Origin of the sequence: Halomonas ventosae (assembly GCF_004361885.1) — a bacterium.
In the GTDB taxonomy this organism is placed as follows: domain Bacteria; phylum Pseudomonadota; class Gammaproteobacteria; order Pseudomonadales; family Halomonadaceae; genus Halomonas; species Halomonas ventosae_C.
Genome location: NZ_SNWH01000005.1, coordinates 186425 through 202937, shown reverse-complemented (window position 1 = coordinate 202937; position 16513 = coordinate 186425). Strand labels below are relative to the sequence as shown.

At 59.9% G+C, this 16513-nt stretch carries 14 protein-coding genes; 3 read left to right on the top strand and 11 right to left on the bottom strand.

Annotation, left to right across the window (positions count from 1 at the left end; translation table 11 throughout):
* Positions 1–140: 140 nt before the first annotated feature.
* From radC to DFO68_RS06250, 5 genes are all read right to left on the bottom strand, one after another.
* The gene (gene radC / locus DFO68_RS06270; protein ID WP_243726437.1) at positions 141–668 is read right to left on the bottom strand and encodes a RadC family protein; all 528 of its coding nucleotides are present in this window, start codon (positions 666–668) and stop codon (positions 141–143) included.
* A gap of 21 nt (positions 669–689) precedes the next feature.
* Positions 690–1499 (bottom strand): DUF932 domain-containing protein, encoded by an 810-nt coding sequence (locus DFO68_RS06265; protein WP_133482801.1) that lies wholly within the window; start codon positions 1497–1499, stop codon positions 690–692.
* Positions 1500–1677: 178 nt separating this feature from the next.
* Positions 1678–2688, bottom strand: coding sequence for a hydrolase or metal-binding protein (locus DFO68_RS06260; protein WP_243726436.1), 1011 nt, complete (start codon positions 2686–2688; stop codon positions 1678–1680).
* 124 nt (positions 2689–2812) lie between these two features.
* Positions 2813–4075, bottom strand: coding sequence for a YqaJ viral recombinase family protein (locus DFO68_RS06255; RefSeq protein WP_347813121.1), 1263 nt, complete (start codon positions 4073–4075; stop codon positions 2813–2815).
* 120 nt (positions 4076–4195) lie between these two features.
* Positions 4196–4528, bottom strand: coding sequence for a hypothetical protein (locus DFO68_RS06250; protein ID WP_133482800.1), 333 nt, complete (start codon positions 4526–4528; stop codon positions 4196–4198).
* 595 nt (positions 4529–5123) lie between these two features.
* On the opposite strand from DFO68_RS06250, the gene DFO68_RS06245 reads away from it, so the two are divergent.
* From DFO68_RS06245 to DFO68_RS06235, 3 genes are all read left to right on the top strand, one after another.
* Entirely contained in the window at positions 5124–5810 is a 687-nt protein-coding gene (locus DFO68_RS06245; RefSeq protein ID WP_133482799.1) for a YagK/YfjJ domain-containing protein, read from the top strand.
* Positions 5811–5864: 54 nt separating this feature from the next.
* Complete coding sequence (locus DFO68_RS16045; RefSeq protein WP_133482798.1) at positions 5865–6257, top strand: helix-turn-helix domain-containing protein; 393 nt, start codon at positions 5865–5867, stop codon at positions 6255–6257.
* Between the two features lie 187 nt (positions 6258–6444).
* Complete coding sequence (locus DFO68_RS06235; protein WP_133482797.1) at positions 6445–8112, top strand: YfjI family protein; 1668 nt, start codon at positions 6445–6447, stop codon at positions 8110–8112.
* 68 nt (positions 8113–8180) lie between these two features.
* Here the strand turns inward: DFO68_RS06235 and DFO68_RS06230 are convergent, their stop codons facing one another.
* From DFO68_RS06230 to DFO68_RS06205, 6 genes are all read right to left on the bottom strand, one after another.
* Positions 8181–8711 carry a hypothetical protein gene (locus DFO68_RS06230; protein ID WP_133482796.1) on the bottom strand — a complete coding sequence of 177 codons (531 nt, stop codon included), beginning with the start codon at positions 8709–8711 and terminating at the stop codon, positions 8181–8183.
* 15 nt (positions 8712–8726) lie between these two features.
* Positions 8727–8993, bottom strand: coding sequence for a hypothetical protein (locus tag DFO68_RS06225; RefSeq protein WP_133482795.1), 267 nt, complete (start codon positions 8991–8993; stop codon positions 8727–8729).
* 216 nt (positions 8994–9209) lie between these two features.
* Positions 9210–10316: a GNAT family N-acetyltransferase gene (locus DFO68_RS06220; RefSeq protein WP_166637531.1), complete on the bottom strand. Its 1107-nt coding sequence runs from the start codon at positions 10314–10316 to the stop codon at positions 9210–9212.
* Positions 10317–10350: 34 nt separating this feature from the next.
* Positions 10351–11397: a UDP-glucose 4-epimerase GalE gene (galE, locus tag DFO68_RS06215; RefSeq protein WP_133482793.1), complete on the bottom strand. Its 1047-nt coding sequence runs from the start codon at positions 11395–11397 to the stop codon at positions 10351–10353.
* A 31-nt stretch (positions 11398–11428) separates the two neighbouring features.
* The gene (locus DFO68_RS06210) at positions 11429–13414 is read right to left on the bottom strand and encodes a glycosyltransferase (RefSeq protein ID WP_208107369.1); all 1986 of its coding nucleotides are present in this window, start codon (positions 13412–13414) and stop codon (positions 11429–11431) included.
* Positions 13415–13628: 214 nt separating this feature from the next.
* Positions 13629–16325, bottom strand: a complete 2697-nt coding sequence (locus DFO68_RS06205) for a calcium-binding protein (RefSeq protein WP_133482791.1) — start codon at positions 16323–16325, stop codon at positions 13629–13631.
* Positions 16326–16513 lie beyond the last annotated feature (188 nt).

The following is a 16513-nucleotide window of genomic DNA, read 5'->3' as shown; positions in this document are numbered from 1 at the left end:
CTATCTCCCTCACTCTATCCCCCTGCCCTGTAAAGAAAAAAGCGCGCCCTACGAGAGAGCCCCGCCCCACGGCGCCAGTCAGGGCAGCCGTGAGGCGGGGCGGTGGTGAGCGCAGCGGTGGTGCGGGGTAGTGGGTGAGCTTACAGCCACTCCCGTTCGGCGAACGACACGTAGCCGTCGTGGCCGACAACGACATCATCCAGGGTGCGGATCTCCATCAGGCCCAGGGCGTCCTGGAGCCGCTGGGTGATGCGCCGGTCGGCGTCGCTGGGCTCGGGGTCGCCCGAAGGATGGTTGTGGACCAGGATCACAGCGGCGGCGTGGTGATCCAGGGCGTGCTTGACCACTTCCCGTGGATAGACGCTGGCTGCGTCAATAGTGCCCCGGAACAGCTCATCGAAGGCGATCAGTCGGTGTTGCGTGTCCAGCAGCAGGGTACCGAAGACTTCAAAGGAGTAGTCGAGCAGCAGCGTCTGCAGGCAGCGGTGGACTTCATCGGGGCGTCCGAGCTTGTTGCCCTTGCTGAGTCGCTTGCGGGCGATCAGCTTGGCCAGGTGCAGCAGCTGGGCCTCGGTGACGTCGCCATTGACGCGATAGGTACCGGGCTCTTCCCCGGCCATCAGCTGGGGAGGCGCCGCTTCCGGCAGCGGCATTGTTGCTGGGGTCATGGTGGATCTCCTTATCGTCGGTCAGGCGGCGATAGTCGCGCCCTTGAGGTCGGCGAAGCGCTCGGCGAGCGTCCACAGCGCGCGGTTCAAGCGCACGTCCTCGGTGACGCTGTGGATGGGGCGCGTGCGGGTACGACGGCCAGTGGCGGAGCGTCCACGCAGCCCACCCTTGAAGAGGTTTTCCTGAGTGCGGTTGAACACGCTCCACAGCGAGCCGTTGGCGTCCTCGGTTCTTCTCGCTTCGAGCAGGGCTCCCGGCTGTACGGGGCTGGTTTGCTGCCAATCATCGCCATAGCGCAGCGACAGCGCGGTCTCGGCGAACAGCTGGGCCTCGTCCTGGCTGACCAGGGTGGATCGAAAGGCCTCGACGCCTTCGGCAATCCGAGGCACCTGATGGCTTAACTGAATCGAGCCTTCCAATATTTCATCGACGATCTGCTTGCCGTGACGCACCCGGATACCGCCCACGTCCCCCACTGGCGTCACCATGCCGTTGAGGCAGATCAACCGAAACAGCCCCAAATCCAGCTGAAAGGCCGCGCTACGGTCATGGCTGTTGGTGAGGACCAATTCAGTGACGCTATCCCCTACCGAGATTTGCCGGTCGGGGTCCTGACGAAAGCGGATCAGGTGCCGGGCCACGCTCTGGCGCTCCATCTGGCGCACGTTGGTCTGCTGGGCGCGTACCGGGTACCAGCCCTCGGCCTGCAGGGCATCGACCACGTTGATGGTGGGCACGAAGCCGTAGCGCTCGGACACGGCTTGATCGGGTTGCTGAGCAAAGATGGCCTGGGCGACACGGTGCAGTTGGTCGTGAGTGAGAATGCGCATGGTGAGTCTCCTTATCGGTCAGCCACGGCATAACGGCCCGCGCCTTCAAGGGCAGCGGGCGTCGTCGGTGCGGTGGCGTGGGGTGATTCGAAACGGGGGTGAATCGAAAGCGTGGGTAAGTCGGGAATGGTTGAGAGCAAGATCCCGCGTTGCACGGTGAAACGGCTATCGTCAGAAGTCAGACCCGTTTGGCCTGGCGGGGTTGGGATTGCTGGCTATTGCCCGTCGCCGGTGCGGGTGATGCCGCTTTTAGGTGAGAGTCTTCCTGATCTGCCGATTCGACCTTGCCCTGCTGCTGGCTCTTGCCCTGCTGCTGGCTTTTGGCCTGCAGCTTGTCGGCCAGGGTCAACGGGGCGTTGGCGTCCTGTCCGCCCGGTGGGTGTTCAGGGGCGTCGGGGTAGAATTCTTCCACGACCTCGGCGGATTCCTCGGCGCTATCCTCGAACGCGCCATTGGCGAAGCCGGCCTTGGCGGCCCGATCCAGGGCTTTCTGGTCGAAGCCGCTCTGCTGACGCTCGCCATCCAGGCGTTGCGCCTCTGAAAGCGTTTCTTCCAGCGTCCAGCCCTCGCGCAGGGTGATGTCGACGTAGAAGATCGCCGTGCCCCGACTCTGGCGGGTGGACTTGCCACGCAGCCGGAGTTCTAACGGTAAACAGGCCAGCCGGTTGCCGGAGATCGCCTTGAAGTAGGCGAGTCGCGCGGCGAGCGTGCGAATCGAGTTGAACCCGGTGGTGCGGAAGATGAAGCTGCCCAGCGGGTCGTCGTCGCCGATCAGCACGTTGAGCCGTCCGTAGGGCTTGCAGGCCCCGCCCTGGGCCAGCGGGCAGGCGTCAGGGGCCGGACACGGCAGCGTCTCCATGCCTTCGCGGGTGCGGCGCTTGCACTGCTCGCCGTCGCCCACGCACAGCGGGCGTGCCGTCTGACGATCGAACAGCGCGTACTCGGCGCGCAGGTTGAGGTCGGGGTCGTTGAACAGCAACCGGATGGGAATGCGCCGCAGCTTGCCCTCCTGCTCGCTGCGCAGTGCCTCGTCCAGGGGGTGGCGCAGCCAGCCCTCGCGGGTCTGCAGTTGCGAGGTAATGGTGAACTGATCGTCCTTCTGCGGCAGACGCTTGCCATGATTCTCCACCACCTTGCCGATGGTGATCCGCCCGAGAATCGGCGGGGTAATGGCGAGTCCCTTGAGCATGGGAACCTCCTGTCTCTTCAAGTGGTCACCCCCAACGCAAAACGCCCCAGAACGGCCGGAGAGCCGCGCTGAGGCGTTCGGTGGATGAGGGATTGTCAGGTTTCGAGTGGGATGGGAGAACCGCTCAGCGACGTACCACGAAACGCCGTGAGCCGGGATGGGTCTTCAGGTAGTCGGCACACAGGCCGGGGTGGTCTTTCTGCAGGGCCCTGGTGTCGAGTCGCTTCACCGGGGCGGTCTGCTTCCAGCTCAGGCTGCCCGAGGGAAACGTCGCCAGCGTCGCGGTGCCCATGGCCTGCTGCAGGCGGTGCTTGAGACGCAGCTCCTCCTTCTTCGCGTCCTCCAGGGTCTGGCGCACCCGTTGCAGGTCGACAAACGCCTGGCTGAGCCCCACGTCATGGCTGAAGTCGACGGTCTCGCCGTCATCCTGGGGGAACAGGCTTCGCAGGGCCTGATCCGCCGACTCGCTGCCATCCGCCGGGGGTGGCGTATCGCGCTCGACGCAGTCCCAGAACTGGCGCTCCAGGGCGATCAGCTGCGCGATCATCGCCTCGTCACGCTTGATGCGGTGGATCTGCAGCTCGTGGCCCCCGAGCAGGACCGCGACATCGGCGGCCTGCTGACCGGTGACCGCCAACTGGTGCATCACCTGCAGCTGCACGTACTCGGGCACCCCACTCTTCCACAGCCGGGCGCCGTGAAGTCCGGCCGTCTTGCACTCGAGGATCTGCACGGCGTCGTTGCCGACGATCTCGCGATCCAGGTTGGCGAGCATCCAGGGGTGCTCGACGTGCTGAAGAATGGCGTTGACCCGCTGCACCCGATGGCCGGTGTGCCGGGCGTAGTGCTCAGCGACCAGCGGTTCGAGCACCTGGCCCCAATGCAGCGGGCTGGTCAGTTGCGCCTCGGGGGCCGGGTCGGTGGTTTCCGGCTGGCGACCGGTCTTCTCCAGCCACAGTTCGAGCGGGGACTTGTAGGGGTTGAGGCCCACGGCTGCGGCGGCATCACTACTGCCGATCCCGCTCTGGCGAATCGACAGCCAGGCCTTGCGATCCAGGGCGCGGGTATCGACCAGGCGCCGGGCCTGATCACGATAGCGGCGCTGGGGGCCGTCAGGGCGACGCGGTCGCGGGGCTCGCCCCATCGGCGTCGAGGTTGGCGACGGCACCCCGCTCTGCTCGAGGGCCGCGAGGACCGAAGCGGTGACACTGCCCGGCTGGGCCCGGGCGGATAACGAGGCCCTGGGCGACTCGGTGGCCTCGGAGGTGGATGCGGCGGTACCGGCTCGAGCTCCCGAATCGGTACTCTCCGGCAGCCGGGCGGAACGGGCCGCTTCATCCGCGACAACCGGGGACAGCGTAGTGGGACGTGACGTGGGCTGGGTCATGATCTCTCTCCTGAGACACAAACACGGCATAACGGCCCGCTCCCCGAAGGCAGCGGGCTGGGCCGTTAGTCGGATGCAATGAACGACAGCAGAAAGCCGGTGGCTCATCACTGAGGGGTGTTAATCGACGTGAGGACGGAAGGTGTGCGCGCAGGCCAGGCACTGGTGGCTATCGAGCAGGCGGGCATCGAGTTGCTGGCCTAGACGGGCACCGGCGAGACCGCCCGCCGTGCCGCCCACCAGGCCACCAAAGATCGCCCCGGCCAGGCTACCCACGGTCAGGCCGACCGGCCCGGCCCAGGCACCCACCAGGGCTCCCGTCTCGGCGCCGCTGAGCGCCCCGGCAGCCCCGCTGGCCGCCCCTGCCGTACCCCCGATCCCTCCGCCAACCTTGCGACCGCGGTGTCGCACACGCACCCGCGGCGAGCCACAGCTCGGACATGTGAGCGTCATGAAAACCTCCTGAGGTGGGAATGACGTGTCATCGAAGCCATCGCTTCCCGGCTTCAAGGAGGTAGTACGTGGCTGAAGATTTTTTGAATCGTTGTCGGATGCCGTCAGTGCCGTTACGTGGCTGACGGAAAATCCCGGGGTTATGCCCGTGCGGAAAGCGACTCCGGCGATGACGTATTATTTGACAGACCGTTGGCATCCCATGAGCGTCATGCTTGTAACGCGCGTTCAATGGAAAGTTTTTAGAACACGGAACCGACAACGATCCCCGGTACGTCCGGGGCGTTGGCGTCATTATCCCCAGTCCTTCCGGGGCACACGAATAAGCTGCCATGACGGGGCAGTAATATATCTAAATCTACTTACCTCTAATCCCTGAACAGATAACCTGATAACTTAATCAGTCCCCTTAACCACTCAATCCCTGAAAGCGGATTGATCCAGCCATTACAGGCTGTCATGGGCCATACCCCATGATGCATTCTCAAGATATCGCCCTCTCTTCTGAGGGCGTTAAGCAAATTCTCCCTGATCCATAATCGCGTCAATGCCAAAGGCTTGACGCTTCCTCCTGCGCGTCACAAGGAAATCATCCATGTTTCAATCACAGCCAAAGCGCCATCCCCTGCACACCAAACTGAACTGTTATTACGACACTTACTATCGGGGCTTCGAAGTCAACCAGCATGCCGAGGCGCCCTTGGTCGAGAATTATCTGGAACGAAGCCTGTTGACACAAACCCGCGCGCTTGCGCATTACAACCGGGTGCTGGCCTTTCGTATTGACCTGCGCTTTCCAGACTGGATGCCCGCCTTCGCGCTCACCAATGACAATGCCGTCCTCAGCGCCTTCTTCCGCCATTTGAATGCAGAGCTGGTCAAGGCCGGTACGAAATACACCACGGTATTGCGCTATGTGTGGTGCCGGGAGCAGCACAATAGCGACAAGCCGCATTACCACCTCATGATGTACGTGAACTACGACGCCTACTATCAACTGGGCAGATTGAAGCCCTCGGAAGGCGGCGGATACGAAGGGCGAGGCCTGTATCACCAAATCGCACGCGCCTGGGCCAGGGCGCTGGGTTATCTGTCCTGCGACGTCGAAGGTCTGGTTCAGGTCGGCAAGAATCCCATCACGGGCTATCCCTACACGGCTTGCCTGCATCGCGACGACTTCATGGGCCAGGAGGAAGCGGTCTTCAATCTCAGCTACCTCTGCAAGGCGCACACCAAGCCCTTCCAGCAAGGCGTGCATGTGTTCGGCACGAGCCGCTGTTAACCCATGACAGGGCACTGCCGTACCCTGCCTTTTTCCATTACCAGGAGACCCCCCATGGACAGTCCTGCCGATCGCTGGCTACGCAATTACGAAGCGAACAACCCCCAAACCGTAGCCGCTTACCGCCAGCCTCCGCGTAACCCACCCCCTCCGGAAGCGCCGCTCTTCTCCAGCAGGCTGGCCACAGACCCCACGACACATGCCCCCATCCCGGCCTCGGCAACGCCGGGCGAGACGCACGGCTCCCAGGACATTCACGCCCTGCTCCAGGCCGCCATCCGCCTGCGACGGTCACGGGGCGATACCCAGGCCGCCTTCGCCTATCGGCTGGGGGTCAACGTGCGCACCTGGCAGGAATGGGAGCAGGGTCGACGCCGTCCGTCGGGCCCCGCGCGGACCCTGCTGGAACGGGGTCTCAAGGAGCTGGGTCCTGGTCGCCCAGGGTAGCCCGCCGAGAATGCATGTCCGGCCAACAGTGGCGATTAGGGTGTCGCTGCTTGCCTGGGCCGGTTCACGCCTTGCCCAGTATTGACCTTGCATCCCAAAAAATAGAAATACAAAAGGCTATAAACCCTGCTATAACCGCTATATTCTAGCAGGTATAGCAGGATAAAAACTGAATAGGAAAAAGATAATGGAGAGTAGTGACAGCAGGGCAGACGAGGCTGTTCAGGTTCCCTTCGCCAACACCCGGCCCGATCACTGGCCCGAGTATCGTGAACACAGCCTATTCTGGTCAGCGGTGCTAGAAGCAGAGTCGGCCCTTCAAGTGCCCAGGGAAATGGCCATGATGTCGGCCTTGGGTGCCATGTCTGTCGCCTGCCAAGGCTGGATCGATGTGCAGTACCCGACAGGGCATTGCGTTCAGACCCCGCTGATGCTCCTGACGCTGGCAGAGTCCGGAGAGCGCAAAACAACGGTGCAAAATCGTTTTTTCGCGGCTATCACCACCCTCAACCGGAAGGCGGCCGAGGTCGCGGATGAGCGCCTCGACCATTACATGGATGAGCAGGCCCTCTGGAAGCAAGAGGTACGCGCCTGGGAAGGGACCTACCGAAAAGCCATCAAGAACGGTGATGACGCTACAAGCCAGAAAGCCAAGGAGACGTTACAGAAGCTGAGAAAGAAACAGCCCGCTTTCCCTCAGCGCCCACGATTACTCTACGATGACACGACGCCTCAAGCACTTGTGCAGTTATTGAATGATTATTCTCCCCATGGCTGCCTGTTGACTAGCGAAGCCAACAGCGTTTTTAGCGGACGCGCACTCCAAGAACTCGATAAGCTGAACACGCTATGGGATGGCGGGGACGTGATCGTGGATCGCATGACACGCCCAGGCTTTATCCTTTCCGGTGCACGTCTCACCATGGCATTAATGACACAACCGAGCGTGATTCACCGCTTCCTCTCCAAGCGCGGCGAGGAAGCTCGAGGAATGGGATTTCTCGCTCGTTTTCTGGTCGTCAAGCCAGAAGAGAAGGCAGGGACTCGCCAAACACGCCCACTCGGCCCCCTTCCTCATCTTGATGCATTCAATCGCCGGGTCGAAGCGCTTCTAACCGATTCCACGACAGACACCCCGCATCTGGACGACAGGGCCAAAAATAAAAAGGTCTTGAAATTCTCGGAGACGGCCAGCAGCCAGTGGAAAAAATACCATCAAGGCATTGAAGATGCCATGCAGGCAAACCAGCCCTACCACTATTATAAAGACCACGCATCCAAACTGATGGAAAACATCACCCGCATGGCGGCTATCCTGCACCACTTCGAGGAGGGTGATGACGAAATTTCTCATGACACCTTGAAGTTCTGCTACGAGCTTGTTCTGAAATGTTCGCAACATTTCCAACGTTATCTCGCCGGAGAGCCGCAAGTCGTCTCCGATGCCAACGAGCTGGCAAAGACGCTGCTCGAATGGGCTGATAATGACGACCAACCACCCTATGCATCCTCTCCCGAACTCCCTTCGCATCTCGCTCGTGGCAGGCAGTGGACATTTACCATGACGAACTTAAAGCAACGGGGTCCCTACCGTTTGCGTGGCAGAGAAAATGATCAACGCCTACGTGAAGCCGTGAAGCTGCTCCAAAAAATGGGGCATGTCAAAATGGATAGACACAAGCAATACACGATGCGTGAAAATATTTTCGGCGGCCCCCGCGTGCCCGCCTTACGCAACGGCGTAGAGTACCGTGTCGAAGCCTTACCGTTCTTTGATGAGCAAGAGTATTACCAAGAGCCACACGCGAGGGGGGTAGTCAATGCTAGTGGCTATTATTTGATCAAGCCCGAGTAAGCGGAGCCGCTCCTCGCATTCTTGATGTGGATACTGCTCTCCCCCAACCCGGAATACCGCAAGCGGCTTCAGCGACCCAGTTCCGTCCCGGGATCGTCACCGCTAACAAACGCCTTCAGCTCCTGCTGCAAGGCGCTGGCAACCAGTGTCCAGCCTTGGTTTGCTGCCGCCACCCGCAGTGTCGGGGGACAGGGGTCAGCCTTGTCCCTCTCCCACGTCACCACGGAGTGGATAAAGCGGCGCAGCCAGGGAAAATCGGCCTCCATCGGCACCAAGGGACGGCCCTGCAGCAACGCCTCCCGTGACCGGTACGCCTCCCCCTGGAGCTGATCGAACGGCTTCCAGTTGGCACAGACGAAGTGATTGTTGAGCGCAGCCTCCCGGAAAGCCGTGACTTCCGGCTGCGAGGGCCACTGCATGGCCACGACCCGCCAGTCAGGCTGCGCACTGACGTCCAGGAAGTATTGCGGATGCTGGATCGTTGCGCTGGCCAGACGATCGTAGGCCGCCTGCAAGGCCGTGCAATGGCGGATCATGTCCCGCACCTGCGCGGGGCGGACGTGCGTCTGGTAACTGACGGGGGCGTTGGAAATCTTCATGGCTGACAGGATGCCCTACTTCCCACCCTGCTGCACCGAGGCCACCAGATCGAAGTAGGCCCGCTCGGCATCGCCCTCTTCGACGTTGGCATCGATGAAGTCGTCCAGGGCATCACAGATCGCGATGGCTTCCGGCGAATCACCTAGCCGTTCGACCCAGTCGGCGTACACGGCCCGCAGCGCGTCGTAGTCCGCTTGGCCCATCGACTCGAACAGCAAGTGCTCGTAACCCGCCAGCGTGGCCAGCAGCGCCTCGCGGGTCTCGGGAGGGATCGGGGCCATATCAGGGCCCTGGGCATCGGGGAAGTCGGTCATTGGGCCATGATAGCAGCCTGCAGCGGCCCGTGGGCCGCGTTTATGCTGTCAGGGCAGGAGCAGCATAAAGCGCCGCACGGGGCGGCATGGGGGCCAATCGTCACGGCAATCGCGGCTCAAGCGGCGAGAAGTCCGGCGCAGCTTGTATGGCCTTCCCCGTTCCTCGCCAGAGACCCGGCGCCGCTAAAAGCCGATCAGCCGATACAGGTTCTTGGGCTGCAGGACCGCGTCCAGCGCCTCACCGATATCCGGGTTCAGCTTCACCACGGCGCACTTCAGCTCCCCCACCGAGGTGGCCCACAGTCGCTTGTAGGGGTGGCTGCCGGCCCCCAGGCACAGCACGCCGCGCTCGGCATAGGTGCGCTCGACCAGGTGGGCCAGCAGGATCTTGGCCGGGGAGTAACGGGCATAGTCGGGATCGAAGCCGGTGAGGAAGAAATTCCGACGCCCCTTGTGACAGAAGCTCAGTCCCAAAGCGATAGGATGGTCATCGAACAGTACACTGGCCAGCTCGGCCTGGCCGCCGGACGCAAGACTCGAGACCAGATGGCGAATATATTCCGGCCACTGCGGGATGCTGGCGTGAACCAGCTTGTCGCCGAAACGCTCCCGGCTCATGCGACACAACGTGTCGATCCGTAAGGCGTTTGCCGGATCGCCGGCATTGCTGAACGTCACGCGCAAGTCGCCCTGCCGACTCAGGCGCCGTTCGTTGTAGCGCGCATCGGCCAGCGCCTTCGACGAGCGCGTGCGGGCATAGTCATCGAAGGACTGCAGTCGGGTGTCGACGGTGTGCGCATTGCCATGATAGCGCCAAGCCAGCAGCGAGGCGGTGCGCCCCAAGTCTTCCAGCAAGGCGAGATACAACGGCGACTGCTCGTGCAGCGGGCCGAGAAACACCAGGTCGACGCCGAGGCGATTGCGCAATACCGCGTTGAACAGGACTCCCAACACCTCGCGTCGTCGTTCACCCTGGACCGGAAACTCCACATAGGGCAGAAACGGCACACCGACCGGCTTGCAGGCCCGGTAGCGCTGCTCTCCCTTCGTCAGGGTAAAAACCTGCAACGGGAACACGCCACACAGCTCGCCACTGTCGCGGTCGCGGATGGCGACCACGAACCACTGCGCAGGCTGGAAGAAGGACAGATACGCCCGGGTGTAATCGGCGGTAGCGAACCAGTCGAGCGACGTGGCCAGGCGAGCCGAGAGCGCCCGCCACTCGGGTGCCAGCGCGGCCAGGGCGTCGCTGTCCTGGAGCAGTTCAAATGTGAGTGGCGTCCGAGTCACGTCTTGGTCCCAATGCTCAACGGCTGATGGCCTATCAGAAGGATGCTTCGAGGCGTTTCTGCCGAGTCGAATAGCCGTGTGGGTTACGGGCCTGCCACTGCCAGGCATCTCGAACCATATCGGTCAGCGTCCGCGTAGCTTGCCATCCCAATTCACGCTGGGCCTTGCCCGGGTCAGCGTAGTATTCGGCAATATCCCCGGGGCGACGGGCGACGAAACGGTGCGGAATCGAGCGCCCGAGGACAGCTTCATACTCACGCAACACCTCCAGCACGCTGGCGCCCCGTCCAGTCCCCAGATTCCAGACACGCCATCCCGGACGGCCCGTCATGTGCTCCATGGCACGCAGGTGCCCTTCCGCCAGGTCCATGACATGCAGGTAGTCACGCACACCGGTGCCATCGCGAGTCGGGTAATCGTTCCCGTAGATTGCCAGAGATGAACGCCGCCCGACGGCGACCTGCGACAGGATCGGCATGAGGTTGTTGGGGGTGCCCAGGGGATCTTCCCCAATGCAACCCGAAGGATGAGCCCCGACCGGGTTGAAGTAGCGCAGCACGGCAATCTGCCAACGCGGATCCGCTGCCGCCACGTCGGCCAGTACGTCCTCGACCATCAACTTGGAACGTGCATAAGGGCTGGTCACGCCCCCCGTCGGCGCGCACTCGCCAACAGGGCTGGCCACGGCCTCGCCATAGACGGTCGCGGTAGAGCTGAACACCAGCGAGCGAACCCCGGCGCGGGCCATTTCCTCCAGCAGCGCCACGCTCCCACCCACATTGTTGTCGATGTAAGTCAATGGGGTGGTAACACTCTCCCCCACCGCCTTGAGCCCGGCCAGATGAATCACATGATCGACTGTATGCTTTCCAAACAGATCACGTAGCATCCGGCGATCACGCACATCGGCCCGCCAGGCGGTGACGGGCTGACCGGTAATCGCCGTGACACGATCGAGAGCCACTTCGGCAGCATTGCTGAAATTATCCAGAACCAGCACATGGTGCCCAGCCTGCTGCAAGACGACCAGGAGATGAGTGCCAATATACCCGGCACCGCCTGTGACCAATACCGTAGCCATGAACCCTCCGATGTTCGCTAGCGCGAAGCGCTCAAGACGGCGTTCGCTTGACGACGAACAGCAGCGAGGACTTGGCCTTGATGACCCCCGGTTCGAAGCCATGCGGAAGCAACTGTGCCACCAGCTTCCAGATCGGCAGCATGGGCGGAAGAATGTCCTCGATGACGATCCAGCCGCCCGGCTTGATACGGTCGAGACCAAACAACAGGGTGTTCAGATTCGCCCCGGGCGCATGCAGCCCATCATCGATCAGGAGATCCAGGTCAGTGGGCAACCAGTCTCCCAGTGCCGTAAACGTGGCAGGGTTCGTCTGGTCGATGAAGTGTGTCTTGATGCGTTCTTCTTCGAACAGAATCCGCTTGTCGACATCCGCGCCAAAAATCTGCCCTTGCGTAAAGCAATCTCGAAACGCTCGAAGACTGGCACCCGGACGGCCCTTGGCTCCCATGTTCGAGGGAGTATCGACATTGTTCAACCCCAGGCCGATTTCGAAAATCGTCGGGGCATCGCCCGCAGATGCCAGGATATGCCCATACAGCAGGTGATAGTTATGCGCTGTCGCCTTGTCGGAGCCGTGTTCCTTGAACAGCTCGGCCAAGCGTTGGGTAAGGGACTCGGAGGCTAGTGTCTGCGGGAGCTGGGCCAGATCCTGGACGGCAACCTGCGTATCCAGCCCCGACTTGGCAGCCAGCAGGCTGAGTGCTTCGATAGTGGCTGTTGCCGACTGTTGCGTCAGATCGGCCAACGCCCGCAAGCCCCCCGTCCAACCGGCAGAATTCGGGGTAAACATGCGAAAACGCTGGCAAACCTCACGGTAGACGCGACTTTCGTCGGTCCGGCCTTCGACAGATAGGCCATGCTGGTGCGTCTTGTCGACTTGAGCCGGCGAGCCGGGCTTTCGATCCCCAGCCTGGCGACGAACCAGCGGCGCAAAGGCCTCCATCAACCGGCCAGTACTGGTCGCCAGTGCATGACGCGTCCGGCCCACCTCACGCGCGCGAGCCACATATTGCTGATACAGCACCTCATCGTCGTAAAGCTGAATGATGCGATCAAGTAGCGGCTGTAAAAGCTCAGGTTTAGGGAGGCTAGTGAAAGGCTTTTCGTGACATTGCTCGGGCAGCTTGATCTTTAATCCGCCGTTTTGGATCATCTCAGGACTTCCGCCACGATCCGTGACCACGGCTGGCACCCCGTTGATCATTGACTCGACCAGTACTCTGGCGCCGCTTTCCCACCATAAGCTGGGGGCTAGCAGAAGCCGCGCACGCCCATAGATTGGCCGCATGTCGTCGGTATTGGGCGTCACGGTGACATTGCTCAGCGAGTCACGCTCTTCACCCAGCATCGCCGTGATCTTTTTGACCAGCGCGTGCCAATTCCCGCGCGACTCCACCACCTCGAACTTGATATCGGGTCGCTGCTTTTCCAATAGCACAGCCATCTGCACCACTATTCCAGCCCCTTTTTGAAGAGAAGGATTAATAAATAGCAAGTGCTTACGCTCGTGATGCTCCGCAAGCACCGTCTGGGGGTCTATAAACGTTCCGACCGGCACGGGTGAAAACCCTTGGCGCTCTTTATAGAAATCAGCCGTCGCCTGACTATCGGTAATAATCAGATCCACATCACGACACCAGCGGGTTCCTTGGTAGTTGCCATTCACCAAATAAGCAGCGCTAGGAATTCCCCTTGACCGTGCTTCATCAGGAATGAGCATATCGAGCGTCTGCCCTCCATAAAACCAAACAAGATCCGGCTTAAACTCCTTAAGCGCCTTGGTATAAAGCCCATACCAAGTGCCCTCTTCCTGGGCGGTCATTTGGTTACGGATAATGCTTTTAGTCGCGATAAGATGATGGGTGAGCACGCCATCGTTAACCTTCACGACCTTATTGTGTTTTTCCTCAATCGTTTTCCAATGATCGCGTAGTTTAAAAGTGCCTTTTTCGGCATCAAAGATGGTAGCCCCCACTACCATGATTTCATAGCCTTGCTGGGCCAGTTGGATCAACATTTGACGAGCAGAAATAGAAGCACCGCTAGCGGTATCTAACAAGCAAAAGGGGTTAGCCCAGAGCAAGCGGGGCTTACGCTGAGAGGTAGCAGTTGGGGTGTTAGCCATAAGTCACTTATACAATAATTATGATGCAGGTAGAAAAAACCCCCGACCAGGGTCGGGGGTTATGCTGTTACCTATCGAGGATAGGCATCCTTCTCAGAGAGAGGGATTAAGCAAGACTGAGATCGCCTGAGGCATAAGCAAAGTCATCAGCAGAGTACTGACCAACCAACGTGATCTTGAGGTCGTTAGTAGTGCTACTACCGGATGTATCTAGATCCACGGTCAGAGTGGTGACATCGTTCGCAGAGTCATAGAAAACTGCAATGCCGTTATCTTCTGATCCAGAAGCAGTACTAACGTTGGCAATATTCAAAGAAGCCGGAGCAGAGCCGGTAAACTCAATCACATCGCCGCCAGTGAAGTCTTGAATTGTATCTTCACCGTCAGTGTCACTACCAGAGCCGGAAGCAAAAGTAGAGGCAAACCGGAAGGTGTCGTCACCAGCCCCACCAGTCAGCGTGTCATTGCCCGAGCCGCCAATGATGATGTCGTCGCCTTGGGTGCCCACGATAGTGTCAGCACCAGAGCCACCATTAATAGTCGCCTCTACGCTGCTACCTACAATGTTGCTAAGGCTAACGCCAGAGAGATCAACACTATCGCCACCGGAAACTGCCAGATCAACAATTAGGGAGCCAGAGCCATCTTCACTGGAAACAGTCAACTCTTTGCCGTCAAGCTGCTCTGCTGCGAAAGTTGCAGCACCAGAACCGCCGATTTCGATAGCTTCCAGACCAGTGATCTCTACTGACGCATCAGACAGATCACCAGAGGCTGCGACTTTCAGGGTGTCATTACCTTCGCCGAAGGCCAGGGTCAGATCACCGCCAGAGTTAGAGCCGGAAGTCATTTCGACAACGTCGTCGCCCGCACCCAGGTTGGCAGCTAGTTTGCCTGTCACACCATTCAGCTTCAGGGTATCGACACCATCGGCACCGATGACTGATGCTTCTGCTGAACTGCCAGAAACAGCACCAAGATCGATGGTGTTATCACCGCCCGCGAAAGACACTTCTACAATACCAACAGAGCCAGAAGTGAAAGTCACTTCATCGTTGCCAGACTGACCGACATAAGTCTTGTCGCCAGAAGCTGCCGTGAATTCAATAACGTTATCACCTTGGCCGCCCGCAATTTCCTGGCTACCAGAACTGGAAGAAGAAGTCAGTTCTAGCGCACCTTCAAGAGCAGAAGCGTCAAGCGCTGTAGCGCCGTCGCCAGAGGTAACAACCACATCACCTGCACCTACCAGTGTCAGGTTAGAGCCATCAAGGTTGGCAATCTCAGCACCGTCGGTGACATTGATATCAAGAGCAACAGCGCCAGAGCCGGTCGCACCATCGACCGAAGCTACTTCTGCATCAGTCGCGGACAGGTTCAGCGTAGCGGCTGCTAAGTTAGCAAAGCTCAAGGAACCAACAGACGACAGGGCAGAAGATACCGTCGCAGTGTTAGTCGCTGCAGAGCCAGAAACAGTCAGACCTGCTACCTGTTCTTCGGTTACTTCAACATTGGCGGCATCAGCAACTGTTAGGTCACCAGACATGTTAGTAGCTACTTCGATGGTAGCAACATCGAAATCTGAAGCGTCAACGTCGCCAGAACCAGAACCGATTACAACAGTATCGATACCAGTAATTTCATCGCCACTAGCAGCTGTAACAGTGGTGTTCAGAGTGATGGCACCTTCGCCAGTACCAACGATGGTATCGACACCAGCTTCTGTAAGGTCGATAGCTGTATCAGCAGTCGCTGTCAGATTTAGGTCAGTAGCGCCAGAAACATCCAGTGCAACATCGCCATTAGCAGTGACGTTCGCAGTGTTGCCAGCGGAAACGTTTACATCAACAGTTTCAGCAGCGCCCGCATCAACCATACCGGCTTCTAGGTCAGAAACTGTCAGGTCGGTAACATTTTCACCAGCGGTAACGTTGTTATCGCCAGTGTTGGTTACTTGGAATTCACCGTTGAAGCCCAGCTTGGAGCTAGAAGCAGTGATGGTCGCGCCAGTGGTGTTGTCAGCGTTGAAAGCCGCACCAGTGAACACGTCGAGGTCGAGGTTAACGTTCTCGATGTTCAGCAGAGTAGCCGCACCAGCCGTCTTGTTGGCATTGGTGATAACCGCATTCAGCGTGTCGTTATCTTCAGTGTTCTGATCCAGCAGCTGGTCGTTAGCGCCCAGGGTGCCAGCGTCAGCAGTGAAGGTATCGTTGTTCTCAGTACCGAAGAACTGGTCATCACCTGCAGTGAGACTGAAGGTATCACCCGGCGTGCCGCCGACGACCGGCTTGGCGGTCAGGCCTTCTGCCTGGCCGTACTGGTTGAAATGCTCCAGCGGGGTGAGGCCGGCGGCCTGGAAGGCATTCAGGACGTCCTCGGTGGTCTGGTACTGAGTCTCGCCGGCGGCCTGCAGCTGGGCCAGCTTGTCTTGCAGGTAGGCGGAAACATTGAAGCTGGCGTTGGGGCTCAGGGCTTCGAAGGCGCCGTACTGGTTGTAGTGCTCCAGCGGCGAGAGGCCAGCAGCCTGCAGGGCCACCAGGACATCACCGGGGCTCTGGAACTGGGTTTCGCCGGCGGCCTGAAGCTGAGCCAGCTTCTGATCCAGGTAGAGGGTGGTGTCGAAGTCGGCATTGGGGTTCAGGCCTTCGGCAGCGCCGTACGCCTGATAGTGCGCCTGGGCTGTCAGGCCAGCGGCCGTGAACGCGTCTGCTACCTGCTCAACGGTGGAAAGTGATTCACCGGCGCTTTGCAGTTGGGCGAGCTTTTCTTGCAGGTAGAAATTTTCGTTAAAGCTAATAGCCATGTAGGTACACTCCTTACATATGCATATGTGAAGATGCCTGGCAGGCATCCCTTTGAATTGCCAGGTCGATCCTCAACCCCTGGGGGGATCCCTTGCTGAGAGATCAAGCCAAAGCAAGCAGGCAACCCACTTGTACCGACCCTTGCCTCCCTTCCGACGATAGCGTCACGTGCAAGGAAAAATCAAGG